This is a genomic window from Bacillus sp. N5-665, assembly GCF_022637375.2.
Lineage (GTDB): Bacteria > Bacillota > Bacilli > Bacillales > Bacillaceae_G > Bacillus_A > Bacillus_A wiedmannii.
The window spans coordinates 2,820,714-2,837,537 of the sequence record NZ_CP093325.1 but is presented as its reverse complement, the minus strand read 5'-3'; the positions used below and the strand labels follow the sequence as shown (position 1 = coordinate 2,837,537).

The 16,824-nt window shown below is 31.6% G+C and carries 18 protein-coding genes and 2 pseudogenes; 17 read left to right on the top strand and 3 right to left on the bottom strand.

Annotated elements, in window-relative coordinates; translation table 11 throughout:
• The first annotated feature begins 4 nt into the window (after window positions 1–4).
• The 15 genes from MNO09_RS17215 to MNO09_RS17145 all read left to right on the top strand — a co-directional run bounded on the left by MNO09_RS17215 (window position 5) and on the right by MNO09_RS17145 (window position 12,765).
• Complete coding sequence (locus MNO09_RS17215; RefSeq protein ID WP_070168867.1) at window positions 5–919, top strand: DMT family transporter; 915 nt, start codon at window positions 5–7, stop codon at window positions 917–919.
• Window positions 920–1,057: 138 nt separating this feature from the next.
• Window positions 1,058–2,419, top strand: coding sequence for a family 8 glycosyl hydrolase (locus MNO09_RS17210; RefSeq protein WP_088107273.1), 1,362 nt, complete (start codon window positions 1,058–1,060; stop codon window positions 2,417–2,419).
• 161 nt (window positions 2,420–2,580) lie between these two features.
• Window positions 2,581–3,504, top strand: coding sequence for a nucleoside hydrolase (locus MNO09_RS17205; protein WP_000416762.1), 924 nt, complete (start codon window positions 2,581–2,583; stop codon window positions 3,502–3,504).
• Between the two features lie 76 nt (window positions 3,505–3,580).
• Window positions 3,581–4,039, top strand: coding sequence for a GNAT family N-acetyltransferase (locus tag MNO09_RS17200; protein ID WP_001102697.1), 459 nt, complete (start codon window positions 3,581–3,583; stop codon window positions 4,037–4,039).
• A 60-nt stretch (window positions 4,040–4,099) separates the two neighbouring features.
• Entirely contained in the window at window positions 4,100–4,546 is a 447-nt protein-coding gene (locus MNO09_RS17195) for an NUDIX domain-containing protein (protein ID WP_000790755.1), read from the top strand.
• A 199-nt stretch (window positions 4,547–4,745) separates the two neighbouring features.
• Complete coding sequence (locus tag MNO09_RS17190) at window positions 4,746–5,018, top strand: heterocycloanthracin/sonorensin family bacteriocin (protein ID WP_001013079.1); 273 nt, start codon at window positions 4,746–4,748, stop codon at window positions 5,016–5,018.
• 102 nt (window positions 5,019–5,120) lie between these two features.
• Window positions 5,121–6,137 carry a serine hydrolase domain-containing protein gene (locus MNO09_RS17185; RefSeq protein WP_000288899.1) on the top strand — a complete coding sequence of 339 codons (1,017 nt, stop codon included), beginning with the start codon at window positions 5,121–5,123 and terminating at the stop codon, window positions 6,135–6,137.
• A 31-nt stretch (window positions 6,138–6,168) separates the two neighbouring features.
• The gene (locus MNO09_RS17180) at window positions 6,169–6,312 is read left to right on the top strand and encodes a hypothetical protein (protein WP_000653369.1); all 144 of its coding nucleotides are present in this window, start codon (window positions 6,169–6,171) and stop codon (window positions 6,310–6,312) included.
• Between the two features lie 283 nt (window positions 6,313–6,595).
• Window positions 6,596–7,804 carry an L-lactate MFS transporter gene (locus tag MNO09_RS17175; RefSeq protein WP_000815162.1) on the top strand — a complete coding sequence of 403 codons (1,209 nt, stop codon included), beginning with the start codon at window positions 6,596–6,598 and terminating at the stop codon, window positions 7,802–7,804.
• 289 nt (window positions 7,805–8,093) lie between these two features.
• Entirely contained in the window at window positions 8,094–8,720 is a 627-nt protein-coding gene (locus MNO09_RS17170; protein WP_088107274.1) for a cadmium resistance transporter, read from the top strand.
• A 240-nt stretch (window positions 8,721–8,960) separates the two neighbouring features.
• Window positions 8,961–9,377, top strand: a complete 417-nt coding sequence (locus tag MNO09_RS17165) for a GNAT family N-acetyltransferase (RefSeq protein ID WP_000706727.1) — start codon at window positions 8,961–8,963, stop codon at window positions 9,375–9,377.
• Window positions 9,378–9,601: 224 nt separating this feature from the next.
• Window positions 9,602–10,045 carry an NUDIX hydrolase gene (locus MNO09_RS17160; RefSeq protein WP_000757647.1) on the top strand — a complete coding sequence of 148 codons (444 nt, stop codon included), beginning with the start codon at window positions 9,602–9,604 and terminating at the stop codon, window positions 10,043–10,045.
• 30 nt (window positions 10,046–10,075) lie between these two features.
• On the top strand, window positions 10,076–11,206 hold the full coding sequence (dnaN, locus tag MNO09_RS17155; protein ID WP_000394448.1) for a DNA polymerase III subunit beta: 1,131 nt from the start codon (window positions 10,076–10,078) through the stop codon (window positions 11,204–11,206).
• A gap of 22 nt (window positions 11,207–11,228) precedes the next feature.
• Window positions 11,229–11,741 (top strand): NUDIX hydrolase, encoded by a 513-nt coding sequence (locus tag MNO09_RS17150; protein ID WP_088107275.1) that lies wholly within the window; start codon window positions 11,229–11,231, stop codon window positions 11,739–11,741.
• An 82-nt stretch (window positions 11,742–11,823) separates the two neighbouring features.
• Entirely contained in the window at window positions 11,824–12,765 is a 942-nt protein-coding gene (locus MNO09_RS17145; RefSeq protein WP_001242976.1) for a hypothetical protein, read from the top strand.
• A gap of 60 nt (window positions 12,766–12,825) precedes the next feature.
• On the opposite strand, the gene MNO09_RS17140 is transcribed toward MNO09_RS17145, so the two are convergent.
• Complete coding sequence (locus MNO09_RS17140) at window positions 12,826–13,788, bottom strand: MBL fold metallo-hydrolase (RefSeq protein ID WP_078183534.1); 963 nt, start codon at window positions 13,786–13,788, stop codon at window positions 12,826–12,828.
• A gap of 169 nt (window positions 13,789–13,957) precedes the next feature.
• Between MNO09_RS17140 and MNO09_RS17135 the strand changes: the two are divergent.
• Window positions 13,958–14,611: pseudogene (locus MNO09_RS17135) on the top strand (hypothetical protein); the annotation flags it as partial.
• Window positions 14,612–14,806 (top strand): annotated as a pseudogene (locus MNO09_RS17130) (RidA family protein); the annotation flags it as partial.
• Between the two features lie 713 nt (window positions 14,807–15,519).
• Here the strand turns inward: MNO09_RS17130 and MNO09_RS17125 are convergent.
• Window positions 15,520–16,335, bottom strand: a complete 816-nt coding sequence (locus MNO09_RS17125) for a YwqG family protein (protein ID WP_000799782.1) — start codon at window positions 16,333–16,335, stop codon at window positions 15,520–15,522.
• 78 nt (window positions 16,336–16,413) lie between these two features.
• Window positions 16,414–16,821: a DnaJ family domain-containing protein gene (locus tag MNO09_RS17120; RefSeq protein ID WP_001070912.1), complete on the bottom strand. Its 408-nt coding sequence runs from the start codon at window positions 16,819–16,821 to the stop codon at window positions 16,414–16,416.
• Window positions 16,822–16,824: the final 3 nt, after the last annotated feature.

Here is a 16,824-nt window from a genome sequence, read left to right as displayed (position 1 = left end):
AAACATGAATTATAAAAAATGGGATTTTCGGATTATTTGTGCTCATGCTTTTACGATTTTAATATGGGGGACTGCCTTTCCGGCAATTCGTATGGGGCTTGAATCTTACACACCTGAGCATCTTACTTTACTACGTTTATTAATCGCTTCATTTATACTTCTGTTGTTTTCTTTTATTTACAAGTTACGGCTACCGGATTTAAAGGATATCCCAGCAATTTTTATGTTCGGTGCTTTAGGATTCACTTTTTATCACATTGCATTAAACTACGGCGAAAAAACAGTAAATGCTGGATCTGCAAGTTTAATTGTTTCAGTCACACCTATAGTAACGGCTATTTTTGCATCTGTTTTTTTGAATGAAAAAATGAAAATAAATGGTTGGATCGGTGGTGTAATTAGTTTTATAGGAATTGCTTTCATATCATTTAGTCAAGGAGATGCTATTCAATTGAATAGTGGAGGATTATTTATATTATTAGCAGCGATTTCAGAAAGCTTATTTTTCGTTTTCCAAACTTCTTACTTAAAAAAGTATGGTTTCTTGCCATTTACCATATATACAATTTTGTCTAGTACTGTATGTATGCTTATTTTCTTACCCGGAGTTTATCAAGAAATACTAGCAGCTCCTCTTGAAGTGAATATGAGTGTTATATTTTTAGGTTTATTTCCAACAGTACTCCCATATATCGCATTGGCATATATCATATCTCATTCTGGTGCTGCTGAGGCAACAAGTTCTCTATATTTAACGCCAGTAACTGCATGTTTTGTTGCTTGGATATGGTTAGGAGAAGTGCCAACTTTTGTTTCGATAATTGGCGGAGGGATTACTATACTTGGAATTGTGATTGCTCATATACCAGTATTAAGAAAAGAAAAACATAGGAATTTAGCAAATAATCAATCCGTATAATGTAATTCAATAATAATTTTATGATACTTTTTTATGTAATTTCCTTCTTATGTTGATAAATATAATATTTTGTATTTCAGTTAAATATTGTATGTTACATTTTATGTAGTAAGCATTTTAAAAGGAGATGACAACATAATGAATGGAAAAAGAAAAATTTTCACATGTATTTCTATTATAGGAATTGGACTAGCTAGTTTTTCTAATTCTAGTTTCGCAGCAAATGTAATGGACAATTCAGTACAAACTTCTATTCCCATAGTCAATCAACAAGTAGCTGCTGTAAAAGAAATGAAACCATTTCCCCAGCAAGTTAATTATGCAGGTGTTATAAAACCAAATCATGTTACACAGGAAAGTTTAAATGCTTCTGTAAGAAGTTACTACGATAATTGGAAAAAGAAATATTTGAAAAATGATTTATCTTCTTTACCTGGTGGTTATTACGTAAAAGGAGAGATTACGGGTGATGCTGATGGGTTTAAGCCACTTGGAACTTCAGAAGGTCAAGGGTATGGGATGATAATTACAGTATTAATGGCTGGTTATGATTCGAATGCTCAAAAAATCTATGACGGTTTATTTAAAACAGCAAAAACTTTTAAAAGCTCTCAAAATCCTAATTTAATGGGATGGGTTGTCGCAGATAGTAAAAAAGCACAAGGTCATTTTAATTCTGCTACTGATGGGGATTTAGATATTGCGTATTCTCTTCTTCTTGCTCATAAGCAGTGGGGATCACATGGAACGGTTAATTATTTGAAAGAAGCACAAGACATGATTACAAAAGGTATTAAAGCTAGTAATGTTACAAATAATAACCGACTAAATTTGGGAGATTGGGATTCTAAAAATTCACTTGATACGAGACCATCTGATTGGATGATGTCACACCTTAGAGCATTTTATGAATTTACAGGTGATAAAACTTGGCTTACTGTTATTAATAATTTGTACGATGTTTATACGCAATTTAGTAATAAGTACTCTCAAAATACAGGACTTATTTCAGATTTCGTTGTAAAAAACCCACCACAACCCGCACCTAAAGACTTCTTAGATGAGTCAGAATATACAAATGCATATTATTACAATGCTAGTCGGGTACCATTGAGAATTGTAATGGACTATGCGATGTACGGCGAGAAAAGAAGTAAAGTCATTTCTGATAAAGTCTCTTCATGGATTCAAAATAAAACGAATGGAAATCCTTCTAAAATTGTGGATGGTTATCAATTAAACGGATCCAATATTGGTAGTTATCCAACTGCTGTATTTGTTTCACCGTTTATTGCTGCAAGTATAACGGATAGTAATAATCAAAAGTGGGTAAATAGCGGTTGGGATTGGATGAAGAATAAGAGAGAAAGCTATTTTAGTGATAGTTATAATTTATTAACTATGTTATTCATTACAGGAAATTGGTGGAAACCTGTACCTGAAGATAAAAAGACACAAAATCAAATAAATGATGCAATTTATGAAGGATACGATAATTAATTAAATTTGAGAATGGTTACTTAAGAAAGGAATTAGCATACGCTAGTTCCTTTTTAATATTTTGTAAAACATTATCCGTTCTAAAATTTGCATAGATATACTTGCTTTTTTCATATACATAGTTATTAATGACTCAATTTTTTATGAGGGGAGGGTATTTCTTGGAAAAAGTATTATTTTTCGGAGACCCAGGTATTGATGACTCGTTTGCCATTATGTTTGGTTTACTGCATCCCGAAATTGAAATTGTCGGTATTGTAACCGGATACGGAAATGTTGAGCATATACATGCTGCACATAATGCAGCGTATATTTTACAGTTAGCAAATAGACAAGACATTCCTGTCATTAGTGGTGCAACAAAACCACTTACAGAAGAAATTACTACGTACTACCCTGAAATTCACGGAGCAGAAGGATTAGGGCCCATCCATGTTCCAGAAAGCGTATTATCTATTCCAATATACAATTTTGGAAGTATTGCTGCGATTCTTGTAAAGTACGGGAAAGATTTAACAATTGTCGATGTAGGAAGATCTACCTCGTTAGCGATTGCTTTTAATTTATGGAATAATTTAATGCTGAATGTAAAAGGAATATATTTCATGGGTGGTGTTTTTTTAGAAGTAGGAAACGTTACGCCATTAGCAGAGGCAAACGTGTATGGAGATCCTATAGCAAGTAAAATTATTTTTCAGCAAGCAAAGAATTTATTTATATTCCCTTTAAATGTAACAAATAAAGCTGTGTTAACTCCAAATGTATTTAACTATATCCAAGCTAATTCAAAAAATCCATTTCATACGATAATGAAACCGATGTATGATTACTATTTATCTGCATACCAAAAACTTAATCTATCTATCGAAGGGCCTTTGCTACATGATGTGGTTGCTATAAGTGGATTAGTTAACCCAAGTTTTTTTAAATTTGCGCTTCGTACAGTGAATGTAGATACATACGGAGATACGAAAGGACAAACATTCGCTGATTTTCGCCCTAGCTCTATATCTAAAGGTTCCCGTATAGCGTTAGAAATTGATGAACAACAATTCATTCAAGATTTTATAAAAATCATGTTATAAGTTGTTGTCGAAAAAGGGATATATTTCACTACGTTGAATATATAAATACATTCTCTTTATAAAGGAGCTTACAATATTGAATGTCCAGTTAAAGGTTGTCACGAGAGAGAGTTGGGAAGATGCATTAAAATTACAAGTTAAAGAAGAGCAAAAAAAATTTGTTCCGGCTGTAGCAGTTTCACTAGCTAAAGTGTATATAAAACCAGATGGTGACAATGTAGAGTACATACCATTTGCGATATACGACGGTGATCTAATGGTTGGATTTATTATGCATGCCGTTGTAAGAGAGACAACTGATATGTATTGGATAAATGGATTTATTATCGATCAAAAGCAGCAAGGAAATGGTTATGGAAAAGCGGCGTTACAGGGAAGCATCTATTTAATAAAAAACACATTTAAGGCGTGTAAAGAAATAAGGTTAACAGTACATAAAGATAATATCTCTGCAAAGAAACTATATGAACGTTACGGTTTTCAACCATTGGGACATGAATACGATGGGGAGCAAGTATATCGTTTGTTCGTTTAAGTATTACGAAGTAAAGATGTGAAATGAAGGATGAAATTAAATAACTGGGAGGAATAGCAATTGAAAAATAAATTTCACCATATTGTACGAGCTGTTATGATAAAGGATAAAAAATTGTTAGTGGCTGAATATATTGGCCATCATTATTTTTTACCAGGTGGTCATGTTGAAGTTGGCGAATCAGCTGAGAATGCATTAATAAGAGAACTACGAGAAGAACTCGGAGTAAACTGTAGTATAAAAAACTTTTTAGGAGTCATAGAAAACCAATGGGAAGACCGAGAAGTTATTCATCATGAAATCAATCACATTTTTGAAGTAGATTCGCAAGAGTTACATATTGATTTCATACCAAAATCTAAAGAATCTCATTTAGCGTTTCACTGGATAGATTATAATCAAGAAGTTTTACATACGTATAAAATCATGCCAGAGCCTTCAGTTAAAGAGTTACTAGAAAGAAAATTAAGTGATGAACTAGTAAACTGTTGGATTAGCAATTTTTAAACATCTCTATTAATAATAAATACGTCCACCGAAAGGAGATTAAGAAAATAGGCTAAAAAACAAGGTACATCACCTAGTGTAAGTTCATATTTTGTTGATGTACGCATTTAGTCTATAGTCTGATTTCTACTTTGTTTGCAAAAATAGATAAACTGTAACATTTGGACGGAATTTATTTGTATAAATGGAGGGTTTCGTAATGAATGGATTTCAACAAGAACTACAATCGTTAAACCTTAATGATTTTCAATCTGGTAATGTTGTGTATTGGGATCAACTACAACAAAATCAATATCCATACTATTACATTCAAGATGATGCACGTCGTTGTGGCGGATGTGGAGGCTGTGGTGGACGCTGTGGTGGATGTGGCGGCGGAAGATGCGGAGGTTGTGCAGGACGTTGCGGCGGATGCGTAGGTTGCGCTGGATGTTTCAGCTGCTTTAATTGCTGGAACTGGTGGATCATTTAAGTATAGAACATCAATAATATTTCATATGAAAGAAAGGTGTAAATACTATTTTATACTTTTCTTTCATGTTGTAATTTTTTATTCATGTTAAGGGGGATTTATTTGTATACATACGATAAATTGATTTCTTGGGTTGAGAATATAAAAGAAGAAAATCATAGTTCTGCAACAGCACTGTGCATTATAAAAGATAATCAAATTGTACTAGAGCATTATAGTGGCCATCATTCAAATATATCTACAAGTAAAAAAATAACAGCATCTTCACAATTCAACGTTGCTTCTGCGAGAAAAAGTTATTTAGGATTAATGGTAGCATATGCGCTTTTCGAGGGGAAAATAAACTCTATTGATGACGAGGCGATAAAGTACTTTAATGATTTCGACCCTGTATTACTTGGTAAAACAACGATAAGACATTTAGTAACCCATTCGCACGGTTTAGGAGAAACGAATGACGGGACAATTTTTCGTGAATTTGAATCTGGACAATCATGGGCGTATAGAGATATTAATGTAAGAATGATAACACGTCTTATTTATCAGCTATATAACAAAAGTTTTCCTGAATTGTTAAAGGAGCGTGTATTCGATCTAGTTAACTTCCAAGAAACAGGTTGGAGAATTCAAGAGCATGAAAACTTAGTTAAAGTTGTGGATAATCCAAATGAAGACGCAATTAGTGAAATTGGTACGGTAGATGATGGTAGTGAAAAAAATCTGTTTGTCTCAGCTAGAGAATTTGCTTATTGGGGCAATCTTCATTTAAATCAAGGTATGATAAACGGTAAACAAATTGTTCCAAAAGAAGTTATAAAAATTGCTACGAGTTTGCAGAGTCCCACATTTATAAACAAGGAATTACCACAAAACGGATTGTTTTGGTTCGTTCAAAATGAACCTGCACTTTTAAGTGAGCTTGGTGAACGTGTTCCAAAAGGAGCGTATCAAATATTAGGAATTACTGGACCGACTCTTTTAGTAATACCAGAATATAATGTAGTTGTTGCGAAAATGTACAATAAAAGATGCAACTACGGTGGTGATAATTATTTATATTATTTACGTGAATTTAGCAATTTAGTCGCTGATACATTTCGTAACGGTAATAGGGCATAATTACTCCTATAATGAAAAGGAGTGAAAGAAAATGAAAGATAAAATGAATAAAAACAAAAAACAAAATATTAAAGATGTGAATACAGAACAAAATGCAATTTATAGCGATCCTAAAGATGCTGCTAATATGCAAACGGTACCGCAGCCGAAGGATTTTGATGAAATCGAATATTAATTTTTATCCATCCGACTATATGATGAATGAAAAATACATCTTAAGTCCCATCACATGACAGAAGTCTTTTGATATCATATATACATAAGCATTTGAAAATGTCTTATCTTAACAAAGCTTTCTTTAAGTAAATCTAATATAACCTACAAAAAGACACTTCATTATGGAGTGTCTTTTTGTGTACATGAACTGAATTACCATTTTCCGTACAGTATTTTGTAATTTATGATGGTTATACTAACTGTGAAAATTCATGTCAAGATAAAAGAAGGGGACAGTTAGTATGAAACAAACTTCTATAAATCCGTTACTAATTGTTCTAGGTACAATCATTGTTCAAATTGGCCTTGGAACAATTTATACATGGAGTTTATTTAATCAACCCCTTGTTAGTAAGTTTGGATGGAACCTTAATTCCGTAGCGATAACTTTCTCCATAACAAGTTTTTCATTATCATTCTCAACCTTATTTGCAGGAAAGTTGCAGCAAAAGTTAGGACTTCGTAAACTCATCGCTACTGCAGGGATTGTTCTGGGACTCGGTTTAATACTTAGTTCACAAGTTTCTTCCTTACCATTACTATATTTATTAGCTGGTGTTGTTGTTGGTTATGCAGATGGAACTGCTTATATTACATCACTATCTAATTTAATTAAATGGTTTCCAAATCGAAAAGGACTTATTTCTGGCATATCTGTTTCGGCATATGGAATGGGCAGCTTAATTTTCAGATATATAAACGGAAGTCTTATCGATAGTCTTGGTGTATCACAAGCATTTTTATATTGGGGGATTATCGTCCTACTTTTAGTATTAACCGGATCGTTCTTCTTACGTGAAGCAATTGTAAGTAATACTGTAACTGAGACATTACACAATGACTATACTCCTCGTGAAATGATGCGAACGAAACAAGTATATCTCTTGTTTTTCATGTTATTTACATCGTGTATGGGTGGACTATATTTAATCGGTATGGTAAAAGATATCGGAGTACAGCTCGTTGGACTTAGTGCAGCTACTGCTGCTAACGCCGTTGCAATGATTGCAATTTTTAATACGGTAGGTAGAATAGTTCTTGGAACGTTATCAGATAAAATTGGCCGAATGAAAATTGTTTCTGCAACGTTTATAATAATTGGATTGTCAGTCTTTACTTTAAGTTTCATTCCTCTAAATTACGGCATTTATTTCGCTTGCGTAGCAAGTGTTGCCTTCTGCTTTGGTGGTAACATTACAATATTCCCGGCCATTGTCGGAGATTTCTTCGGCTTAAAAAATCATAGTACAAATTACGGAATTGTTTACCAAGGTTTCGGATTTGGTGCGCTTGCAGGAGCATTCATCGGAGCACTACTTGGTGGGTTTCAACCAACCTTTATTATAATTGGTGTGCTATCTGTTATCTCTTTCGTTATTTCAATATTAATTCGTCCACCAAAAGCAGAAAAGAAAAAAGAAACAAAACATTTATATCGGAAAATAGCTTAATTCTGGAAAAGAGTCCTAATAAAGGGCTCTTTTTATATTACAAAATATTTGATTTCCCCTTTTTAATAAATGTGTAGGAAGAAAAGAGTTACTTAATTCAAAATGAAATGATTTGAAAAGTAATAAAGTGATTTATTTCTCAACGAACTAAGTAGCAGATTAGTAAAATATTCATATTGTTTTATAAAGGTACTGAAATCATGTTATAAAACTACATTAACCACCTTTGTTATTAGATATGCAATTCATTTGTATACCATTATTTTATTATAAAGGTAGTTGGCTTATATTGGTTACAACCATAATTTCTTCTTTTATGGCATTCACTGCAACAAATATTGATGACATTTTCATACTCCTTGTTTTATTTTCACAAGTAAAGACAGGAGTAATTAAGAAAGAAGGTAGGACTGTCCGAGAAAAAACTAAGATGAAAGAACTTTATATTGTTATTGGACAATATTTAGGATTTAGTGTGATTACTTTTCTAAGTATCATTGGTTCTTTAAGCTCTTTTTTCATTCCAGTTTCGTGGATCGGATTATTAGGATTCGTACCAATTTATATGGGAGTGAAAGGAATATTGTCACTTCGTTCTTATAAAAGGAATGAAGTCATTGATAACGTTTCTGGTTCAATATTTAAAGTAGCTTTGATAACGTTAGCTAATGGGGCTGACAATATTTCGATTTATATACCAATGTTCGCTAGTCAAAATCTTAAAACAAATATTGTTACATTAGTTATATTTTTTACCATGATAGCAATATGGTGTTTTATTAGCTACACATTGTTAAGAGCTCCTATTTTAGCTAAAGTACTTGAGAGAAATTGTCATATTATCGTTCCAATAGTTCTAATTGGTTTAGGAGTATTCATTCTTTTCCGCAGTGATACAATTCAATTATTCTACTAAGGTGTGAACTTACGGAAGTTTTAATTAATAAGAATCGAACGACGTAAATATTTTCGATAATTACATTCCTTTAGATTAATTCGATTCTATACAATGCATAAAAGTCTTATTACAGATAAAATGTAGTAGGGCTTTTCTTTATTTTAGTGAAATGAAACAGTGCCCTACGACTATTAAGTTAGACAGGATATTACGATTATTAAATTGAATAGATACTTTAAAAGGAGCGCGATAATTAAAATGAAAATAGTAAAACAATGGGTCCAAGAAGATAGTGATTACATAAGAGAAAAAGTAATTGAATATAACCAAAAACATATTTCGGAAGAAGAGAAAAAGCCTTCAGAAAAAATTAGTTTTATCGTGAGAAATGAAAAGGAAGAAATTGTAGGTGGAATAACTGCAATTACATTTTGGCACCACGTACATGTCGATTTCCTTTGGGTTTCTGATGAGTATAGACACGAAGGCTACGGAAGCAAGTTATTAAAACTTATTGAAGAATTTGCAATTGAAAATGAGTGTAGGCTAATCAATTTAGATACTTTTAGCTTTCAAGCTCCTGATTTTTATAAAAAGCATGGATATAAAGTGATTGGAGTAAGTGAAGACCACCCTAAAGGGCACAATCGATACTATTTAGAAAAAAGGTTATAAAGTAGATAGAATCCCAAACTGAATCAATCAAAGCATAAAGAGCGTACGTTGAATATTTACTTTCAAAATACGTTCTTTTTTATTTAGTAATGAAGGTTTATCGATTATTACTTTTACTAAGAGCAGATAAATGAACTACTCTATTAACTTTTTTATATTTTAAAACGATTAAATGGTAGAATGTAACAAAGGCAGAAAATTCTCGTTATTAAAGGTGGACTTAGATGAAAAAAGTAAATGTTACATATGCACTTTTATACGATAATACAAACGAAAAGATCTTAATGGTAAAAAACAAAGGAAAGAACGGTTCTTATTACACGCTACCAGGTGGCGCAGTTAAATTGGGAGAAACGTTAGAAGAGGCAGTAACTCGGGAAGTGAAAGAAGAAACAGGGTTACATATAACTGTAAACGGTATTTGTTCTATCAGCGAAGCTTTTTTCGAAGAGAGAGGTCACCATGCAATTTTCTTTAATTTTTTAGGCGAAATAATTGGCGGAGAGACATATATATCAAGGCCAAAAGAAATTGAAGAGATTACTTGGATGGAATTACATAGAGCAGCACCGCATTTACGTATACCAGAACACTTATTAAATACATTACAAAGGAAAGAAACAGTACCTTACTTCTTTAACGGAACAATCATTCATCAATCTTCATAAAATTATCATTTCATGTAAGGCGGGGAAAAAATGGAGTTTATCGTTAATCATAAACATTTCACTCAAGCACTTTCAGAAGTAAGTAAAGCTATATCTACCAAAGCTATAATCCCTATACTATCCGGTATAAAAATAATTGCAGATCAATCTGGAATTACTTTAATCGCAAGTAATTCAAATATTTTCATCGAAAAATTCATCCCTAGTTCTAACGAAGACGACCAAATTACAACTATATTAAAAGTAGGGACTATTGTAGTACCTGCAAAATATTTCATTGAAATTATAAAGAAAATGCCAAGCAATGTAACAATAAAAAGTAAGGATGAGCAAATCATTGCGATACAGTCAGAAGAAATTACATTAAACTTAAATGGACTTCCAACATATGAGTTTCCGAATGTACCACTTATAGACGATCATGCAAAAGTACAAGTAGAAACGGAACAATTGATTGAAGTGTTTAAACAAACAGCCTTTGCAGTAGCTAAAAATGAATCTAGACCTGTTCTTACTGGTGTTCATTTAGAGTTAGATTATACTAAGTTAATTTGCGTAGCAACTGATTCACATAGACTTGCTATACGCGAAACGAAAATATCTACAGATGTGAAAGCAAGTTGTATCGTACCAAGTGCAACTATTAGTGAACTGCTAAAATTAATGAATAGTAATTCAGAATTCGTATACATCTATCTTTCAGAAAGTCACATTATTTTTACATTCGGTACAACTACATTATATTCAAGATTAATTGAAGGAAAATATCCTAATATATCTAGTTTAATTCCAAATGAATTTCAAACAGTCATTAACGTAGATAGAAAAAGGATTTTACAAGGTGTAGATCGATCCAGCTTATTAGCAAGTGAATGGGCAAATAACAATGTTAACTTAGAAATCATAGACGAATCCACAATTAAAATTTCTTCTAATGCTTCTCAGATTGGAAAAATATCCGAGACTCAACAGATAGATACGATTCAAGGTGAAAAACAATTAAACATATCTTTTGATGGACGATTTATGATAGATGCTTTAAAGGCAATAAAAGAAGAAACGGTTACTTTAAGTTTCAGCGGTTCTATGAGACCGATATTAATTGAAGCAGGGAAACTATCTGCAGCAGTACATCTTATATCTCCAGTAAGAGCCTATTAATAGCAAAGAAAGGAATCACATTATGTACAAGCACACTTTATGTTTTATAAAGAAAAATGAAGAGATACTTATGTTAAATAGAGAATATGACCCTGTAAAAGGATTGTGGAATGGGGTAGGGGGAAAGATAGAAAAGGGAGAAACACCTTTAGAGAATGCGATTCGTGAAATTAAAGAAGAGACTAATATAGAAGTTAAACATGAACAAATTCAATTTAAAGGTATTATTAAATGGGAGGACTCTTCATATTCTGGCGGTATGTATGCTTATTTAATAGAGCTACATAATGAATTTACATATCACACTCCAAAAAAAGTATCAGAAGGAATTTTAGATTGGAAAGAGATTTCTTGGATTCTAAGTGACTATAATTACGGCGTAGGAGAGATGATACCTAAATTTTTACCTGATTTACTCCACAATGAATTAATATTAGAGCACAATTTTGTTTTATCTAATCATAAATTAATAGATTATAGGAATGAAGAATTGGCTAAGCAGGATAGTTCTATAGATAATATAGTTCAATTATAAAAAGCAGGAATTGTAATCTATAATACACAGCAAAATAATTAAAACTTAAATGATTCGAAGAGTAGCTAAGGAGAAAATTAATATGAGGATGAGTGTGATGAAGAAGAAAATAATTATTTTACTCATAGCTGTAGTTCTAATTACTTTTGCTTTTTATCAATACAACAAAAAAGATAGTGTAGTAAAAAATGATAAGTTGTATGTAGAATACTTTAAAGGTAAAAATGATTCAAACAAAATACAATCTGCTATTAATAAAGCAGAGGCTAGTACAATTAAAACAGTATTGCTTGAGGATAAGAAGTATAAAATTACGTCACCAATCGTAGTGAAAAAAGGTGTAAAATTATTATTCGGTTATGGAACACAGTTTGTTGTTGAAGGTAATTTTAGAGTTCTAGAATTAGAAAGAAATGCTTCTATCGAAGGAGCTTATATAGCTATAGACGATCCTAAATTTAATTCTGAAGTTATATATTTAGACGGCAAAAATAAGTATTATAACACTTGGCACAAAACACAAATAAAAGATATAAATATTATTAATTGGACAGAAACAAATAAAGGTACTGGAATTTCTTTGTATTCTGGTGGGAAAGAAAATGAAATTTCATTTATTAACTTTGAAAATATAAAAGTTGTAGGAATGGAAACTGGGCTGAAATTAGTAGCAAAGAAACCGCAATCTGGTTATGCTTGGATAAATGCCAACCGTTTTATGAACTTCTCACTTGAAGATTGTGTAAATATGATTTATATGGATAGTAATGTAACTACACCAAATGAAATTAGTGGGAACCAATTTACAAATCTACAAATACAACCATCAAGTAAAACGAAAAATATAGTAAGAGTAAGTGGACAGCATAACGAGTTCAATGGAATGGTGTGGGATTTACAGAAAATCAATCACGAAAACGAACTCATTGAACTAACTGATAAAAGTATGAATACGGTTATTAATATTACCTCTGTACAAACAAATAGAGTTTTAGATAGCGGTAAAGCAAATATAGTGAAGTAAGTTTAAATACAGAAAAAGAGCGAATTCCTTAAAAAAGGGTTCGCTCTTTTTTATTTATAGTTAAAATTCCCTCCACCAAGCTGATGAAGGATAGTCTGTAGATTTTAACGTAATAGATTCACCCATTTGTGGCGTTGCAATATTAACTCCTAAACGCTTTGCTTCTTTTGTCACACGTTCAATAGGGTCACTCCATTCATGTAATGATAATGTAAAAGCACCCCAATGAATCGGAAGAAGTAGTTCTCCTTTAACGTCAATATGTGCTTGTACCGTCTCTTCTGGCAACATATGAATAGCAGACCACCTTGTATCGTATTGCCCACATTCCATTAAAGTAAGATCGAACGGACCGTACTTATCACCAATTTCCTTAAAGTGAGGAGCATAACCGCTATCACCACTAAAGAAAACTTTAGTTTCTTGACCAAGAATAAGCCATGAACACCATAACGAACAATCTCTATCGGTCATACTCCGTCCAGAGAAATGCCTTGCAGGTGCACAAACTAACTTTATATTATCAAACGCAATTTCGTCCCACCAATTATGTTCACTAATTTTGCTAGGTGAAACACCCCATTTAATTAAATATTGCGCAACTCCAGTTGGAACGTAAAAGTGCTTTGTACGATCTTTTAACTGCATAATACTCTTGTAATTCAAATGGTCATAGTGATTATGAGAAATGATAATCGCATCAATTTCTTGAAGGTCTTCACGTTCTATAGAAAAAGAACCACTATAACGTTTACTAGTAAACACAGGAAATGGGGAAGAGGCATCTCCAAACATCGGGTCTAATAACAATGTTTTACCTTCTATTTTTAAAAGAGCAGCAGAGTGCCCAAACCATGAAACACTCTCTAAAGACTTATTATTTTTATCTGATAAAACAATAGGTAAATTCTTTACAGGACGCAGCTTTGCTTTCATTTTAAAGTAATCATTCAATAAACCTATAATATCTTTCAGTTTAAAACTTACATCAGTATGAATTTGATTCATATATTTCTTTTTCATTCGTTCTCCTTTTTACGTTTAACAATATACGTATGTTGTTATTGTAGCTAATTGTAGTTTAAACGAAATTATATTACCTTTCATCTTAAATGCATTACATTTCATAAATTCGTCAAATTCATTATTCTTATATATAAAATGTAAATCAAACAGCAGCAGATGAAACTAATTTAATCATTTATCTAAAGAATCTTATAGTCTTTTACTGTATAGTGGAGTGTTATTAGATTTTGGACAAATAAATTACATTGAAGGAAACTATTTAAAAAAGAAGCGACCTTTAAGAAATAAGAAACGATATTATTATGCAATTCAAGAACAAGAACTAACAGATATAGAGGCTTTCGGGATGTATGGTAATACGTATTTAGATTTAGGAGAAGTTCAAATTGGTCTATATGGAAATTCTCGATATTCAACATTAAATTTAATTACAGCAGATAACGAAACATTTGAAGAATATTTTCAAAACACTAATACTGATATTAATTATAAGAAAAAGCAATTAGTAAAAGGTTTCGTAGCAGCAGATAGACAAATAGATTTACATTTAAATATAGTTTACGAAAAATTAGGCTTATCTCAAAATTCACAACCTGTTATTCCTGTATTTAAATCAACAGACTTATCTATACTTAACGAAATTGCGAACACAATCAGTAAAGATTTGGTCTTATTGTTTAAAGAAAACGATAAATCTTTAAAAGGATATTTTGTAAGCAGCAGATACTCAAAAGAAATAACTTATGAAGAGTTTTTTATCTGGTGGTATCACTTTTTCTATACAAAAGTAACTGAAGAATTAATAACAAAAGGTGTGATTTCAGAATTACAATTTAATGATGTAGTAAAATTAACATTTTTCTTAACAGATATTTCTCAAATGGCCATTGTTAGAGATATACGAGATCAATACATTGATACTAAAAATCCACCAGCCAGTTCAGCTGTAGAAGTTAGAAAGTTAATTAACGATAACTTATTAATCGAAATCGAAGCAATTGCTGTAGCAAACTAATTTTAAAAACTTATTCGTCATCATATCAATACAATTCGTTTACTGCGTTCATTTTAAACGAATTGTATTTTTTATTATCTATAATATCATTAATATCTAGAGACGTTATCATTAACAACAACAAATCATTACATAATTGACCACACAGAATGAACCCCGTGCAAAGGGGAACCTAACAAGAATAAACTAACATATAATAAGTTTATTACTTTTATCTAGTTAACATAATATATATTATAGGAAGTTATAGAACCAAAGCAATTACAGGTATCAAAAACCAAGTAAACTATACTTAATGAGACGAAACAGAGATTTTTAGTGAGATTCACATAAAATCGTACCTAAACGAATTTCTACAGTTTTTATCATTCTTTTTGTTATAAATCCATCACAGCAAATTCAAATCAATAATCCGTTAAGAATTATCGAATCAAAATCATTTTTGATTGGCAAGAAATTTTTATACAAAAAAATATTTCTATACAAAATATAAATTAGTAATATTATTTTATGTTTTACTTAATGAATTTATTGCTATTTGCACACGTTTTACAACTTTACATTATTTGTTGTTGTTTTTGTTATTTACGCTTGACTTTCATTACACTCATTGTTCTTTATTCTAGTTAACATAACGTTTATTTTTAACATAAAAAAATCTCCCTCACCTTTAGGAAGATTTTTTAGCTTGCTAGTATTTCATTTATATATTTTTAATAACAATCCCAATTGTAAATAACATTGGAAAAATCTAGATTTAATAAATCTTCTTTCTTTATAAAGAAATTAGCAACACCAGAATCTCCCCACATAATATTTAATGAATCATCTGTATCAATTTGCAACAATAACATGTCATGTTGCTGGTATTTTACTTCCCATTCCCTTGGATCTGTCTGTGTGAAAAATGGATAACCACCAATTTTATGCCCTTGATCTTTACATAAATCATCATACAGTTCGCCTAATTCTGTATGATTTTCTTCATCAACAATTTCTTCCCAATCAATTTCCTCGCTAAACATCTTTTCAAATCGATAATCCCTTGATGTTACGGGTTGATAACCCAATTCAAACTTTAATTTCGCTGCTTCAGGTATGATAAAGTCCTCTAATTCTGAAGTGTTTAAATAACTAAAATCAGTAATAACCTTATTTAAATCTTCTATAACTGTAGAATGATAAATAATTCGAAAGTCTTTTTGGATTGTTGGATGATCAAAATCTGCTCCATAAAGTTCATCTTCAGCACTTACGAAAAACTGTAACATTCCCTTTTGAGGCATATATTCAACATGCGGCATTTCTTCAAAGTTTAACTGCGCAAGTAACATCATAGGTTGTCCATTTGAATCTTTAGGATGCTCTTGATCTATAGGTAAATACGGATAACCACCAAACTTACTATCAAAAAGCGTTGTCTCTGCTTTCGCTCCAGACACTTTAATATACGGCTTCACACTTTCTTCTAAAATACTACGATACTGCTCTAGTTCTTTCGGAATTTGAAGTTGATACGTATTCTTCATTACATTTGCCTCCCTTTAATAATGAATTGAAAATGCCTTACTTAATTATATAGCAAGAGATAGCTGCATTGAAAATCGTTAAATATCCGTTTTCATCCTCGTTTTTTGCGCACTTGGTGGACAAAGTAAATTATGTTCTAAAACTTTTTTATTAATAGTTCGAATTAAATCAGCTGCTTCTGCAGTATTTGTATTTTCTTTTAGTCTCTCTTTTAAATCATCAATTTCTTTTGAAAGCTCAATCCACCTAGGTAAAACATGATTATTCTTTAGCGTTCTATACAGTTGCTTTTCAGGATTGTAAGAAAGATCATTATCAAGATTAAGAGGCTTCCCTTTACCGGGTAAATTATCAAAAGACCCTTTCTTTTCTGCTTCTTTAACGATAGAACTAATATGGTCCTCATACGTAAAGGACCAAACTTTCTCATCTTTTACTAATATCTCTTGCTTTTTTAGTTTTTTATCTAGTTCTTCTTGATTCATAGA

Coding starts and splice junctions, on each gene's coding strand:
- MNO09_RS17215 (WP_070168867.1), top strand. CDS start 5: ATGAATTATAAAAAATGGGATTTTCGGATTATTTGTGCTCATGCTTTT.
- MNO09_RS17210 (WP_088107273.1), top strand. CDS start 1,058: ATGAATGGAAAAAGAAAAATTTTCACATGTATTTCTATTATAGGAATT.
- MNO09_RS17190 (WP_001013079.1), top strand. CDS start 4,746: ATGAATGGATTTCAACAAGAACTACAATCGTTAAACCTTAATGATTTT.
- MNO09_RS17180 (WP_000653369.1), top strand. CDS start 6,169: ATGAAAGATAAAATGAATAAAAACAAAAAACAAAATATTAAAGATGTG.
- MNO09_RS17175 (WP_000815162.1), top strand. CDS start 6,596: ATGAAACAAACTTCTATAAATCCGTTACTAATTGTTCTAGGTACAATC.
- MNO09_RS17165 (WP_000706727.1), top strand. CDS start 8,961: ATGAAAATAGTAAAACAATGGGTCCAAGAAGATAGTGATTACATAAGA.
- MNO09_RS17160 (WP_000757647.1), top strand. CDS start 9,602: ATGAAAAAAGTAAATGTTACATATGCACTTTTATACGATAATACAAAC.
- dnaN (WP_000394448.1), top strand. CDS start 10,076: ATGGAGTTTATCGTTAATCATAAACATTTCACTCAAGCACTTTCAGAA.
- MNO09_RS17150 (WP_088107275.1), top strand. CDS start 11,229: ATGTACAAGCACACTTTATGTTTTATAAAGAAAAATGAAGAGATACTT.
- MNO09_RS17145 (WP_001242976.1), top strand. CDS start 11,824: ATGAGGATGAGTGTGATGAAGAAGAAAATAATTATTTTACTCATAGCT.
- MNO09_RS17140 (WP_078183534.1), bottom strand. CDS start 13,788: ATGAAAAAGAAATATATGAATCAAATTCATACTGATGTAAGTTTTAAA.
- MNO09_RS17125 (WP_000799782.1), bottom strand. CDS start 16,335: ATGAAGAATACGTATCAACTTCAAATTCCGAAAGAACTAGAGCAGTAT.
- MNO09_RS17120 (WP_001070912.1), bottom strand. CDS start 16,821: ATGAATCAAGAAGAACTAGATAAAAAACTAAAAAAGCAAGAGATATTA.